Genomic DNA, 12987 nt, shown 5'->3' on the forward strand with positions numbered 1-12987 from the left:
CGTTTCTTGAACCTTCAGCGGGGCGTGCCGTAATGCCGCGCCTTGTCGTCGTACATCGATCGATCCGCGTGCAGCAGGGCTTCGTCCAGCGATCCGCCCACGCCACAGGTTGCCAACCCGATCGAGAGGCTGAGATTGTGTCCGCTCGGGCCGGCATAGAACTGGTTGTTGAGTTCGAGCAGCGAGAGGATCCGGTCGCGCATCGCTTCGGCGCCGCGCTCGTCCGTGGTCGGCAGCAGAACCGCGAACTCGTCGCCTCCCACGCGCGCGGGCCACCCGGGCGAGTCGACCGCCTTGGACAGCACTTCGCCCGCCCGACGCAGCAAGGCGTCGCCGGCGGCATGGCCATCGTCGTCGTTGACACGCTTGAGCCCGTTAAGGTCGATCGAGAGGACGGAGACCGGCCATGGCCCCTTGCGCGCAAGTCGGTTGAGCTCCTCGGTGTAGAAGGTGCGGTTGCACAGCTGGGTGAGCACGTCGTGCTTGCCGAGGTACTCCAGGTAGGCCTCGGCCTTCTTGCGCGCCGTGATGTCGACCAGCGAAACCAGCACCAGATCCCAGGTGGCCAGGTGCTCTTCGAGCACCGTGAACTGCATGTGGATGTTGACCAGCTCGCCGTTCAGCGTGTAGTTGATCACCTCCCGCTGCTGGGACGTCTTCTGGTTCCACAGATCCTGCAGCTGCTCGGCAAACGAGTCGTGCATCTCGTCGCGAAACACTTTCTGGATGTTGCGCAGCAGTTCGGGCTTGCTGGCCGCACCGAACATCCTGAGCGTTTCCTGGTTGACATCGATCACGCGGATTTCCTGCATGCACCGCGTGACGAATTCCGAATGCACCTTGATGAACGTCGCGAAATCGGTGATGCCGCGACGCCGGACCTCGTCCAGCAGACGCTTGACGGCGCTGAAGTCCTCGACCCACAACGAGACGGGCGAGTTGTCGAACAGGCCGCGTGCATAGCGCTCGCTCTCTGCCCGCTCGCGGTCCGCAGCCTTCCGTTCGCTGACGTCTTCCAGCGACACCAGCACGCGATCCCACGTCGACTCGTGCCCCGGCAGGACGCGCACCCGCACCTGCACGTCGAGCCGTCGCCCGTCGAGGGTGTAGTTGACCGTCTCGTTGGAAAAGCTGAGCTGCCCCTGCCACAACTGCGACAGCTCGTACTTGACCGACACCCCCATGTCGTCGCGAAAGACGGTGCCCAGCCCGGCCAGCAGGACGTCCTGACTTTCGGCGGCAAAAAGCGCGAGCGTGTGCTGGTTGACCTGCAGAACCTTGAGGCGGGCCATGCACTGGCGAACCCGCTCCAGGTCGTCATCGAGGTACGCTGCCAGATCGGTGACCCCCTCTTCGCGCCACTGGTCGAACAGTTGCTTCAGCGCGCTGTAGTCCTCCAGCCAGAGCGATACCGGCGCCAGGTCGAACATGGACTCAAGGTCTGCAGAAAGCGGAGTGGCTGCGGCGTTCATCATTTCATTGTCTACCGGTTGGCGCGTTTGGCGGGGCCAACCGAACGCGGCCGCCACGACCAGGGCATCAGCGCGCGCTCGCCTTGCGCCGGAATTCGCTCGGGCTACCGCCCGTGTGATCCCGGAAGACGCGGCTGAAATGCGAAAGATTTCCAAAACCCGCCGCGAGCGCGATGTCGGTGATCGGTCGGACCGCATTCGCGGGGTCGACCAGGTCGCGGATGGCGCATGCCAGGCGCTGGTGGAGGATGTAGCTGGTAAGGGACTCGTCGTCACCGGCGAACGCATTGTGCAAGTGGCGCTTGCTGCACCGCAGCGCCTGCGCAATGCCGTCTATCGACAGCGCGCTGTCGCGCAGATGCTGGGCCACGTGCTGGCAGATCCGATCCTTCAGCGCCTCGCGCTGGGTACGCGGGGTCTCCTGTCCGGCCATTTCCATGAGCGACAGCCGCACCAGCTGGATGATGAGGTCGCCGGCGCCGCGCGCCGCGGCCTCGCTCATGTAGGGCAACTCCTGGTAGGTGTTGCGCATGGTCTCGAGCGCCACGCGCGAGATGCCGCTGCTGCCGCCCACGCGGCGCGCCACCAGATCGCCCAGGGGAAGGCCCGGCGCGGCCAGCTGCGCCTTGGGCAGCATCACGATCAGATGGTCGCTGCGCTCCGGATTGGCCACCGTGTAGTCGGCCGTCGTGTCGTAGAGCGTCCAGCCTCCAGCGCGCACCGACGCTTCGCGCCCGCGCTGGGCGACCTCGGCCGAGCCCTGCCATGGCGCCACGATCTTCAGGTAGGGGGTTTCGCTGCTGCGCGCCATCTGCGGGGTGCGCAGCACGCGGTGGCGATTGGCTTCGAGCCGGGTCAGGATCACCTCGCCGGCATGCGACACGGCGAGATGGCCGTCGAATTCGGTGTCGCCGTACAGGTCGGATTCCAGCCCCCCGAAGTGGCGCCACACCCACTCGCGCCAGATCGGCGCGCGCTCGCGCGAGGGAACTTGGTCGGTCGACAGAACCATGGACGCTGTCATAGATCAGGCGCGTTGGGAGGGCTCCATTGTCCGGCGCGTTTTCCCGCCGCAAGCTTGGGGGTTAACCATTAGCGGCGTGCGCGCAGCGTCAAGCCGTTTGTGCGCAGCCGGCACAGCGCCAGACGCATCCAGTGCCTAGCATGACGACATCGGGCACAGCCACACGCCCGCAAGGAGACCTCATGTTTCAAGCCAACCGCCGCCGCTGGATCCAGCAAGCCGGCACCGTCGTGGGCGCAGCGGCCGTCGCGCCGCGCCTGTTCGCACAAGGCGCACCCGTGAAGATCGGCTACGCCATCGCCCGCACCGGCCCATGGGCGGCCGGCGCCCAGGTGAGCCAGGAGCCCAACTACCTCTTGTGGGCCGAGCAGGTCAACGCCGGGGGCGGGCTCTCGGTGAAGGGCGTCAAGCGCCCGATCGAGCTGATCGGCTACGACGATCGCAGCGAAACCGAGACCTGCGTGCGCACGTTCGAGAAGCTGATGGGCAGCGACAAGGTCGACCTGGTGCTACCGCCCTGGGGCTCGGGCGCCAACTTCGCGGTGGCGCCGCTTGCCAACCGCTTCGGCTACCCGCTGCTCGCGCCAACGGCACTGTCGCGCAAGCTGATCGACATGCAACTGCCCTACTTCTTCTCGCTGCTGCAGCAGCCCGACAAGATGATGGGCGCGCTGGTGGACATGCTGGTGGCCAACAACGTCAGGAGCATCGCCATCGTCTACATGGACGACCTGTTCGGCCTCGAGAACTTCGCCGCGCTCAACACCGCGCTCAAGAAGACCAGCATCCAGGTGCTCGAGCGCAAGAGCTATCCGCTCGGCGTAAAAGACCTCGCGCCGGTGCTGCGCGCCATGAAGGACCAGAACCCGGATGCCTTCATCGGCATCACCTACCCGCCGGACACCATCCTCGCGAGCCGGCAGGCGCGTGAGGTGGGCTTCAACCCGAAATTTTTCTACGCCTCGGTCGGCACCGCGTTCCAGCTGTACAAGAACGTGATGGCCGCCAACACCGAAGGCGTGATCGGCATGGGCTCCTGGAACGTCAAGACCAGCGCCGAAGCCCGGGCCTACTTCGAGGCGCACACCAAGAAGTTCGGCAAGGAGCCCGATCGCTGGGCCAGCGGCCACGCCTGGGCCGGCCTGGAGATCCTCCAGCAGGCAGTGGCCCGGGTCGGCCTCGACCGCAAGGCGCTGCGCGAGCAGATCGCGAAGAACGAGTTCAAGACCATCCTCGGGCCGATCCGTTTCGAGGGCAGCGAAAACGCCTCGATCCCCGGCACGGTGGCCCAGTGGCAAGGCGGCGAATTCGAGGTGGTCTGGCCGCGCGGCCGCGCCACCGCCGCGTTGATACCGAAACCGGCCTGGAAGTAGCGGCATGTCGCCAAGCGGATGGGCCGAGCTGTTGGCCGGCGGCCTGATCACGGGCAGCATCTACGCGCTGGTGGCGATCGGGCTGAACCTGCAGTACGGCCTGATGCGCATCATGAACATCTCGCACGGCGAGTTCCTGATGCTCGGTGCCTTCCTGACCTGGTGGGCGCACACGGCCTGGGGCATCTCGCCGCTGCTGTTCCTGCCGGCCGCCTTCGCGCTGCTGATGCTGGTCGGCATGGCGGTGCACTGGCTCTGTTTCCGCCAGGTCGCGGCCCGCGCACCCAATGTCGAGGTGTTCGAGGCGCGCAGCCTCATGGTCGGTTTCGGCCTCATGTTCTTCGTGCAGAACACCGCGCTGCTGGCCTGGGGTGGCGACCTGCGCGGCTACGACTACCTGGCCGAGCCGGTGCAGTTCGCGGACATGCGCTTCACGGTCAACAAGCTGGTGCTGTTCGGCGTCACGCTGGCGCTGAGCCTGGCGCTGATCGCGCTGCTCAAGCTCACGCTGCTGGGCAAGGCGGTGCGTGCGCTGATGCAATCGCCGGTCGGCGCGCAACTGGTGGGCATCAACACCCGGCGTCTGCATCCCCTGATGTTCGGCATCGGCCTCGGGCTGTCGGGCGTGGCGGGGGCGCTGCTGTCGATGACCTACGAGATCTCGCCCTCGATGGGCGAGCCCTATACCGTGACGGCGCTGATCGTCATCACGCTCGGCGGCTTCGGCAGCCTCGCGGGCAGCCTGGTCGGCGGCCTGCTGCTGGGCGTGGTCGAGGCGCTTGGCACGCACTTCACGAGCCCCTCGCTCAAGATGCTGCTGTCCTATTCGGTCTTCATCGGCGTGCTGATCTGGCGCCCCAACGGATTGTTCTCGCGATGAGTTCCTCCCTCATGCGCCGCCCCTGGCTCTGGCTGGGCCTCGGCCTGCTGCTCGCGGCCGCCGTGCCGTGGGTGGCGTCGGAATTCGCGAGCTCGGTGGCGTTGAGCTGCCTCATGTACGTGGCGCTCGCCACCAGCTGGTCGCTGTTCTGCGGTGCCACGCGCTACCTGTCGCTCGCGACCTCGGCCTTTTTCGGCCTCGGTGCCTACACCTGCGCCACCCTGCTCGGCGTGCTGCCCTGGCCGCTCGTGATCCTGTGCGGCGCCGCGCTGGCCAGCGTTGTCGCGGTGGTCATGGGCGCCGCAGTGCTGCATCTGCGCGGCACCTATTTCGCGGTGCTCACCTTCGGCATGACGGAACTGATCCGCCACGCGGTGACGTTCGTCGAGAAGCAGGTGTCGGGCACGGTGGGCCGCGTGCTCACGGTCGTGCCGTCGAACGAAACGGTGTATCTCACGGTGCTGGCGATCGCCGGCACTTCGATCGCCGCCGCCATCGCCGTCCGCCGCAGCCGCTTCGGACTGGCCCTGTCGGGCATCGGCGCGGACGAGCAGCGTGCGCAAACGCTGGGCGTCGACACGCGCCGCGTCAAGATCGCCGGCTTCGCGATCACGGCCGCCTTTGCCGGCGCGGTCGGCGCGGCGATGGCAGTGCGCTGGACCTACATCGACCCACCGGCGGTATTCAGCCCCTTCATCGGTTTCCAGACGGTGTTGATCGCGCTGATCGGCGGCGCGGCGAGCATCGGCGGGCCGATCGCGGCGGCGATCGTCTTCAGCCTGCTGGCCGAGACGCTGCGGCTGCAACTGCCCTACGGCTACATGATGGTGCTCGGGCTGCTGCTGATCCTGTGCGTGATGTACCTGCCCGACGGGCTGGCATCGCTGTGGCAGCGCCGGTCGGCCACCGCGCGGGAGCACGGCCATGAATGAGACCTCCATGCCGCTGCTGGAAGCGCGCGAACTCACGGTGCGCTTCGGCGGGCTCACCGCGGTCGATGCGGTCAGCGCGCGCCTGCATGCGGGCGAGCTGGTTGGCATCATCGGCCCCAACGGCGCGGGCAAGACCACGTTCTTCAACGCGATCTCGGGCGTGGTCGCGCCGACCGCCGGCCGGCTGCTGGTGGAGGGCACGATCGACCTGACCGGGCGCGGCCCGCACCACTACGCGCTGCACGGCATCGCGCGCACCTTCCAGACGCCGCGAGTCATGGCCGGGATGACGCTCGCCGACAACGTGCGCTTCGGCACGCAGTTCGCGGGGCGCCGCCGCACGCCGATCGCCGGGCTCGAAACGGAAGGCGCGATCCTCGACATGCTGGGGCTCGGCGCACTGGCCGGCCAGCTCGCCGCCGACGTCACGCCGTCGCAACAGCGCCTGCTGGAGATCGGCATGGCGCTCGGCACCCGCCCGCGGCTGCTGCTGCTCGACGAGGTGGCCGCCGGGTTGACCGAGATCGAGGTCGATGCGATGGCGCGGCGCATCCGCCGCCTGCGCGACGAGCACGGCCTCACGGTGGTCTGGATCGAGCATGCCGTGACCACGCTGCTCAGGTATGTGGAGCGCGTGCTCGTTCTGCACCAGGGCCGCAAGATCGCCGACGGGCCGCCGGCCGAAGTCGTGCGCAATCCGGAAGTGGTCGAGGCCTATCTCGGCGACGAAATGGAGGCGGCGGCATGAGCGGCAGCCAGATGCGCGTGCGGGGCCTGGCAGCCGGCTACCACGGCTTCGAGGTGATCAAGGGCCTGGACCTCGACGTGCTGCCGGGCATCACGGTCGTGCTGGGGCCCAACGGCGCCGGCAAGACCACGCTGCTCAAGTCGCTCGCCGGGCTGCTGCCGCGTGCGGGAGAGGCATCGCTCGACGGCGTGGCGCTGCCGTCCGGGCAAGCCACCGCTTGCGTGCGCAGCGGGCTCGCGCTCGTGGCCGAAGGGCGCCAGCTGTTCCCGCAGATGAGCGTGACCGAGAACCTCGAGCTCGGCGCCTGGCTGGCGCCGGCGCGGCTGCGCGGTGAACGGCTGGCGCGGGCCTTCGACGACTTTCCGCGCCTGAAGGAGCGCGCCGGGCAACTGGCCGGCACCATGAGCGGCGGCGAGCAGCAGATGGTCGCGGTGGCCCGTGCCATGATGAGCGGGCCGCGCTTTCTCATGCTCGACGAACCCTCGCTGGGCCTGGCGCCGCGGATGGTCGACGAACTGCTGGCCATCGTGCGCCGCATCGCGGGCCAGGGCGTCACGGTGCTGATGGTCGAGCAGAACGTGCGCAAGGCGCTGCAGACGGCAGACCGCGGCTACGTGCTCGAACGCGGGCGCATCGTCGCGGCGGGAGATGCGCGCACGCTGCTTCACTCCGACGTGATTCGCCAGGCCTATCTCGGCGTGGCCTGAGCTGCGGCATGGTTGCGCAGGCAACCGAACAAGATGCCGACGCGGCACCGACAACGAAATCCTGTGCCGTGGCCCGGCACCAGTTCGGTTTCCGCGCAGGGTGGGCAGGACATAAGCTTTCGCTGCGATTGCATTTTGTCCACCCCGGAGCGCTCACATGTCTTTGCAGGATTTCAAGGTTCTCACGTTCGACGTCGTCGGCACACTGATCGATTTCGAAGGCGGCATGCTTGCCTACCTGCGTGCCGCCGTGCCCGGCGCCCCGGTGACCGACGACGCGTTTCTCGCGGCTTACCGGAAGGCGCGCGCCGACGGCAACACCGGTTGGTACCCGGACGACCTCGCGCGCTGCTGGCATGTCATCGCGCCGGGCCTGGGCCTGCCTGACACCGATGCGCTCGCGCAGGGCCTGCGTGATTCGGTCGCGGACTGGCCGGCATTCCCGGACTCGGTGGAAGCGCTCAAGCGGCTGCGCAAGCGCTTCAAGCTGGTCACCATGACCAATGCCCAGACCTGGGCGCTGGCCCATTTCGCAAAGACGCTGGAGCAGCCTTTCGACCTGCTGCTGAGCTGCGACGACGCGATGTGCGAGAAGCCCGATCCGCGCTACTTCGCCTATGCCCGCGGCCGCTTCGAGGGCGCCTGGGGCTACAGGCAGGCCGACAACCTGCACGTTGCGCAGAGCCAGTACCACGACATCGGCGTGTCCCGCCGCCTGGGCATCACCACCTGCTGGATCGAGCGCCGCCATGGCCTGAAGGATTCGGGCGGCACGATCGAGTCGGAGCGCACCGAACCCGACTACCACTTCCACACGCTGGCCGAACTGGCCGACGCGGTCGAGGCCGGGCGTTGACCCCCGGTGCGATCGCCGCGCCGGTCGCCGACCTGCTGCCCGGGCTGATCGCGCTGCGCCGCGATCTGCACGCACATCCCGAACTCGCGTTCGAGGAACGCCGCACGGCCGGCGTCGTTGCACAGGCGCTGCGCCTGCTCGGCCTGGACGTGCATGAAGGACTGGGCGGCACCGGCGTGGTCGGCACGCTGCGCTGCGGCGACGGCGAGCGCAGCGTCGGCCTGCGCGCCGATATGGACGCATTGCCGATGGTCGAACTCGGACGTGCAGCGCACGCGAGCCGCACACCCGGGGTGCACCACGGCTGCGGCCACGACGGCCATACCAGCATGCTGATCGGCGCGGCGCGCCAGCTGGTGCGCACGCGCCGCTTCAACGGCACGGTGCACTTCATCTTCCAGCCGGCCGAGGAAGGCAAAGGCGGCGCACGCGCGATGATCGAGGACGGCCTGTTCGAGCGCTTTCCCTGCGACAGCGTCTATGCGTTGCACAACTGGCCGGATCTGCCGCTGGGCCGGGCGCAGACACGCGCGGGGCCCATCATGGCAGCGGCCGACCGCTTCGACATCGTGCTGCGCGGGCGCGGCGGCCATGCCGCGCAACCGCACCACACGCCCGACGCCATCCTTGCGGCGAGCCAGCTGGTCGCGCAGTTGCACACCATCGTCTCGCGCCGCATCGACCCGGGCGAATCGGCGGTGCTGTCGGTGACGCGCATCGAGGGCGGCCACAGCCACAACGTGTTGCCGGCGGAGGTGTCGATCACCGGCACCGTGCGCAGCTTCGATGCCGCGTCGCAGGATCGCATCGAGGCCGCGCTGCGTGCCACCGTCGACGGCGTGGCACTGGCCAGCGGCACCCAGGCCGAAGTGCGCTACGTGCGCTACTACCCTGCCACCGTCAACACGCCGGCCGAGGCCGCGCTCGCACTCGATGCAGCCCGAGCCATCGGCCTGCAGGCCGACATGGCGCCGCGTGCGGCCTTCACCTCGGAAGACTTCGCCTTCATGCTGCAGCGCCGCCCCGGCGCCTACCTGTGGCTGGGCCAGGGGCGTGCCGATCCGGGGCCGGACGGCGAGCACGCGTTGCACCACCCCTGCTACGACTTCAACGACGACGCGTTGCCGCTGGGCGTGCGCTGGTTCTGCGAAGTGGCCGAAAGCGCATTGCGGTGACTCACTCCCTTGATTCCACCTTTCAGTCACTTCACAACGTGAGCATCACCGTTCTGCACCAATCGGCCACGCTTGGCGGCCTGCAAGACCAGGGCACGCCCGCGCGTCCACTGAGCCAGCCGCCCAGCCGCCTGCGCGGCATCGACGTCGAGCTGGCGGGCGACGCGGCCTAGAAATCAGCGACCTTGCCCCATGCTGAGCCGCTGAACCGCTCTGGCCGGTAGGGGACGGGATCGACGATCGGTTCGCCGCCGCTGGCCAGGTCCGCGATCAGGTGGCCCGCGCCGGGCCCGATGCCGAAGCCGTGTCCGGAAAAGCCTGCGGCCAGAATGAAGCCAGGCAGTCCCGGCACCTCGCCGATGCCGGGAACCCCGTCCGGCGTGCTGTCGATATAGCCAGCCCAGGCGTGCGTGATCTTTGCGTCGCGAAGCTGGGGCAGCAGTTCGACCGCGCGGCGGTAGGTCTCCTTGATGCTCACGGGATCGGGCTTCGGATCGAGGATGCGCATGCGTTCCATGGGCGTTGGCGCATCGAGCCGCCACCGCGCCAGCGTTTCATGGCCACTCCGAATGGCTTCCAGGCCACCCGGGCGAAGGTTGCGCCAGCGCTTGGCGAACATGGGCACGAACTGCGGCGCGAAGCGCAGGAACTGCCCTGTCGGATCCACGCGCGCGCGGCCGCTGATAGCCAGTGCGTAGCGTCCGTCGTTGCGGCGCGTGGCGGACACGCCCGCGCTCACCACGGCAGGCGGCAAGCGCTGTTCCACAGGGGACACACTGAGGATGGATTGGCGTATCGAGGCCTGCGGAAAACGGATGCCCAGCTGGCGGCAGAACGAGGAGGCCCAGGCGCCACCCGCCATTACAACCGTCCGGGTCTTGATGACGCCGGCTTCGGTCACGACTGCGCTGACCCGACCGCCTTCGGTCTCGATGCCGCGGGCGGCGCAATTCTGATGGACGCTGCCCCCGAGCTTGATGAGCGCAGCGGCCACCGCCGGCGCGGCCTTGCCAGGATCGGCGGTGCCGTCGCTGGGCGAGAAGACGCCGCCTTTCCAGGCGCGGCCGGTCGCCTGCCCGCGCTCGGTGGCCTCGCGGCTGCTCAGCATGTGAGTCGTCACGCCAGCGGTCTTGGCAAAGTCGCGCCAGCTGGCCCAGCCGGAAATCTCGGCCTCGTCGTTGCTGAGATACAAAAGCCCGCAGCGATGAAAACCGGTGTCTTCACCGCTTTCGGCGGCAAATTGTTCCCACAGATCGAGGCTCTTGGTCACCAACGGCAGTTCGCGGGCGTCGCGGTTCTGCTGCCGGCACCAGCCCCAGTTGCGGCTCGATTGCTCGGCGCCAATCCTGCCCTTTTCCACCAACGCGACCGACACGCCGCGCTTGGCCAGGTAGTAGGCGGTAAAGACGCCGATGATGCCGCCGCCGATCACGACGACGTCGGCCGAAGCCGGCAGCGTGGCCGAAGTTTGGATGTGGTTCAGCGGAGGGGACATGATGAATCTCGCTCGCCTGTTCAAGCCGGGACGCTTTGGCACACGTAGAACTTCGCCACGCGATCGCTGCTTTCCCATCCGATCGGCGCGCCCTGGGGCACGAACAACGCGTCACCCGTGCCCACCGACAGCACGCTGCCGTCCGGGGCTGCAAACCGCACACTGCCGGCCAGCAAATGCATGAACTCGTTCATGCGATGGGGGCGAACGATCCGGTGGTAGGGGGTCGAGTCCCAGGTGCCGGCGCTGAACTGCGCGCCGTCGTCGGCGAAGACGTTCTCGCTGCGGCATTCCGGCGAGGGGCCCAGCAGCACTTCTGCGGGTAGCGTGGCAGATGGCTTGAAGTTTGCGTCGGCGTGCAGGGCAATGAGCCCACTCTTGGTGGGCTTGTCGCAAGCGGCCGCGCAGAACGAAAATCGCACGTGGGATCCGGCCTGGATGCGAAGCGCCGTACCGCAGCCGATGACAGCACCCGCTTGTGGACCGACCACCAGCGGGGCTTGCCCGGCCGCCGTCAGCGTCAGCTCTCCCTCGACCACGACGATGGTTTCGATGTGGGGATAGCTTGCGACTTCGAGCTCGCCGATGAAGCTGGTTCGGCCCGCGATCATCGAGCCCGGTCCTTCCCACGCGATCTCGCGTTGCTGCGCAAAGGGGTCGTCCTTGCCGAACGCCGCCATGCGGAAGGAGGTTGAAACGGGTGCGCCGTCGGCGCGATGCAGCACTAGGGCCACGGTCATGATTGCTCCTGCGCGTTGCGCGATGGTTTCAATGAAAGCGTGTCAGTCGGTACCGGGTGCCGAGGCATCCTGGAAGCCAAGAATGGCTTTGGTTTCCAGGTACTCCTCGAGACCTTCTATTCCGTATTCGCGGCCATTCCCCGAGCGCTTGTAGCCACCGAAGGGGGCGTTGGGGTTCCAGGCCGGATAGTTGAGGTGCACCTGCCCGGAGCGGATGCGCGCCGCGACCGCGCGCGCCGCGCCGAGGTCCTGGCCTTGCACATGGGCGCCCAGGCCGTAGACGGTGTCGTTGGCGATCTCAACAGCTTCGTCCACGCTGTCATAGGGAATGATCGCGAGCACGGGCCCGAAGATCTCCTCCTGCGCGATCTGCATTTGAGGCTGCACCGCGGTGAAGATGGTCGGACGGCAGTAGAAGCCGCGGTCCAAGCCCTCCGGCCGGCCCGGGCCGCCGCACAGCAGCCGCGCGCCTTCGGCGATTCCGATGCCGATCATTTCCTGCACCCGATTGAACTGCGCGCGATTGGCCACCGGGCCGTGCGTGGTCTGCTGCGAGCGCGGATCGCCCACGACGATGCTGGCTGACGCTTCGAGCGCGAGCCGCTCAACCTCCTGGAGGCGCTCGCGGGGCACGATCATGCGAGTCGGGGCGCTGCAGGACTGGCCGACGTTGCGGAAGGCGGCCGCTACGCCTGCTGGAACGGCACGCGCGAGATCCGCGTCCGGCAGGATGAGGTTGGGCGATTTCCCGCCGAGTTCCTGGGCGACGCGCTTCACCGTCGGGGCGGCCGCTTGGGCAACCAGCACGCCGGCCCTTGTCGAACCGGTGATCGAGATCATGTCCACGTCGGGATGCGCAGCCAAGGCGGCGCCGACCTCCGGCCCATTGCCGTTCAGAAGGTTGAACACACCCGGCGGGATGCCCGCGTCGTGCATCACCTCGGCGAAAAGCAAGGCGCTCAGGGGCGACAGCTCGCTGGGCTTCAGGACGACCGTACATCCCGCTGCCAGGGCGGATCCGACCTTGGCTGTGATCTGGTAGAGCGGCCAGTTCCATGGAGTGATCAGGCCGCATACGCCGATGGCCTCGCGCATGATGGCCATGTCCCCCCGATGGGTGACAAACGCATAACTGCGCGCATTGTCGCGGGCCACGCGGATGTGCTCGGTCGCAGACGGCACCTGCGTGCTGCGCGCAAAGCCGATGGCAGCGCCCATCTCCAACGAGATCGCTTGCGCGAACAGTTCTGCGCGCTCGAGGATCAGGGTGTGGACGCGATCGAGAAGCAAGGCCCTGTCCTGTGCGGAAGTCACGGACCAAGTCGCGAAGGCGCACCGCGCCGCAGCCACAGCTGCAGCGACATCTCTCGCACTGCCCAGCGCGATCTCTGCGACAGGCTCCTCCGTCGACGGATCGATGACAGAGGCTTTATCTTGCCCCCCAGGCACGACCCACTCACCGCCAATGAACATGCGATCCAGGCGGCCAGCGCTCCTGAGGTGCTCGATGACGGAGTCGGCCCTCTGGAAAAGACGTGAGGGTTGCTCATTGCCATCCACAAGGGCGTGGCCACGGAGGTTTGGT

At 67.7% G+C, this 12987-nt stretch carries 13 protein-coding genes; 8 read left to right on the forward strand and 5 right to left on the reverse strand.

Annotation, left to right across the window (positions count from 1 at the left end):
• Positions 1-14: 14 nt before the first annotated feature.
• Together ACSFA8_RS10325 and ACSFA8_RS10330 are read right to left on the reverse strand one after the other, a co-directional pair.
• The gene (locus tag ACSFA8_RS10325) at positions 15-1475 is read right to left on the reverse strand and encodes a sensor domain-containing diguanylate cyclase (RefSeq protein WP_435479422.1); all 1461 of its coding nucleotides are present in this window, start codon (positions 1473-1475) and stop codon (positions 15-17) included.
• Between the two features lie 64 nt (positions 1476-1539).
• Positions 1540-2496 (reverse strand): AraC-like ligand-binding domain-containing protein, encoded by a 957-nt coding sequence (locus ACSFA8_RS10330; protein ID WP_435479423.1) that lies wholly within the window; start codon positions 2494-2496, stop codon positions 1540-1542.
• A gap of 182 nt (positions 2497-2678) precedes the next feature.
• On the opposite strand from ACSFA8_RS10330, the gene ACSFA8_RS10335 reads away from it, so the two are divergent.
• The 8 genes from ACSFA8_RS10335 (at position 2679) to ACSFA8_RS10370 (ending at position 9340) form a co-directional block, all read left to right on the forward strand.
• Entirely contained in the window at positions 2679-3869 is a 1191-nt protein-coding gene (locus tag ACSFA8_RS10335) for an amino acid ABC transporter substrate-binding protein (protein ID WP_435479424.1), read from the forward strand.
• A 4-nt stretch (positions 3870-3873) separates the two neighbouring features.
• Positions 3874-4749 (forward strand): branched-chain amino acid ABC transporter permease, encoded by an 876-nt coding sequence (locus tag ACSFA8_RS10340; RefSeq protein ID WP_435479425.1) that lies wholly within the window; start codon positions 3874-3876, stop codon positions 4747-4749.
• Positions 4746-5681 carry a branched-chain amino acid ABC transporter permease gene (locus ACSFA8_RS10345; protein WP_435479426.1) on the forward strand — a complete coding sequence of 312 codons (936 nt, stop codon included), beginning with the start codon at positions 4746-4748 and terminating at the stop codon, positions 5679-5681. The genes ACSFA8_RS10340 and ACSFA8_RS10345 overlap by 4 nt, the downstream gene beginning before the upstream one ends.
• Positions 5674-6429 carry an ABC transporter ATP-binding protein gene (locus ACSFA8_RS10350; protein ID WP_435479427.1) on the forward strand — a complete coding sequence of 252 codons (756 nt, stop codon included), beginning with the start codon at positions 5674-5676 and terminating at the stop codon, positions 6427-6429. Before ACSFA8_RS10345 ends, ACSFA8_RS10350 begins: the two co-directional genes overlap by 8 nt.
• On the forward strand, positions 6426-7136 hold the full coding sequence (locus ACSFA8_RS10355; protein WP_435479428.1) for an ABC transporter ATP-binding protein: 711 nt from the start codon (positions 6426-6428) through the stop codon (positions 7134-7136). The genes ACSFA8_RS10350 and ACSFA8_RS10355 overlap by 4 nt, the downstream gene beginning before the upstream one ends.
• 157 nt (positions 7137-7293) lie before the next feature.
• Positions 7294-7992 carry an HAD-IA family hydrolase gene (locus ACSFA8_RS10360; RefSeq protein ID WP_435479429.1) on the forward strand — a complete coding sequence of 233 codons (699 nt, stop codon included), beginning with the start codon at positions 7294-7296 and terminating at the stop codon, positions 7990-7992.
• The gene (locus ACSFA8_RS10365; RefSeq protein WP_435479430.1) at positions 7989-9167 is read left to right on the forward strand and encodes an amidohydrolase; all 1179 of its coding nucleotides are present in this window, start codon (positions 7989-7991) and stop codon (positions 9165-9167) included. The genes ACSFA8_RS10360 and ACSFA8_RS10365 overlap by 4 nt, the downstream gene beginning before the upstream one ends.
• Before the next feature lie 38 nt (positions 9168-9205).
• Positions 9206-9340, forward strand: a complete 135-nt coding sequence (locus ACSFA8_RS10370) for a hypothetical protein (protein ID WP_435479431.1) — start codon at positions 9206-9208, stop codon at positions 9338-9340.
• Here the strand turns inward: ACSFA8_RS10370 and ACSFA8_RS10375 are convergent.
• The 3 genes from ACSFA8_RS10375 to ACSFA8_RS10385 are packed head-to-tail and all read right to left on the reverse strand — an operon-like array spanning position 9337 to position 12875.
• Entirely contained in the window at positions 9337-10662 is a 1326-nt protein-coding gene (locus ACSFA8_RS10375) for an NAD(P)/FAD-dependent oxidoreductase (protein WP_435479751.1), read from the reverse strand. The genes ACSFA8_RS10370 and ACSFA8_RS10375 overlap by 4 nt on opposite strands.
• Positions 10663-10682: 20 nt before the next feature.
• Positions 10683-11402, reverse strand: a complete 720-nt coding sequence (locus ACSFA8_RS10380; RefSeq protein WP_435479432.1) for a cupin domain-containing protein — start codon at positions 11400-11402, stop codon at positions 10683-10685.
• A gap of 42 nt (positions 11403-11444) precedes the next feature.
• Entirely contained in the window at positions 11445-12875 is a 1431-nt protein-coding gene (locus ACSFA8_RS10385) for an aldehyde dehydrogenase family protein (RefSeq protein ID WP_435479752.1), read from the reverse strand.
• Positions 12876-12987 lie beyond the last annotated feature (112 nt).

This window comes from Variovorax nitratireducens, from assembly GCF_051216545.1.
Taxonomy (GTDB): Bacteria; Pseudomonadota; Gammaproteobacteria; order Burkholderiales; family Burkholderiaceae_C; genus Variovorax.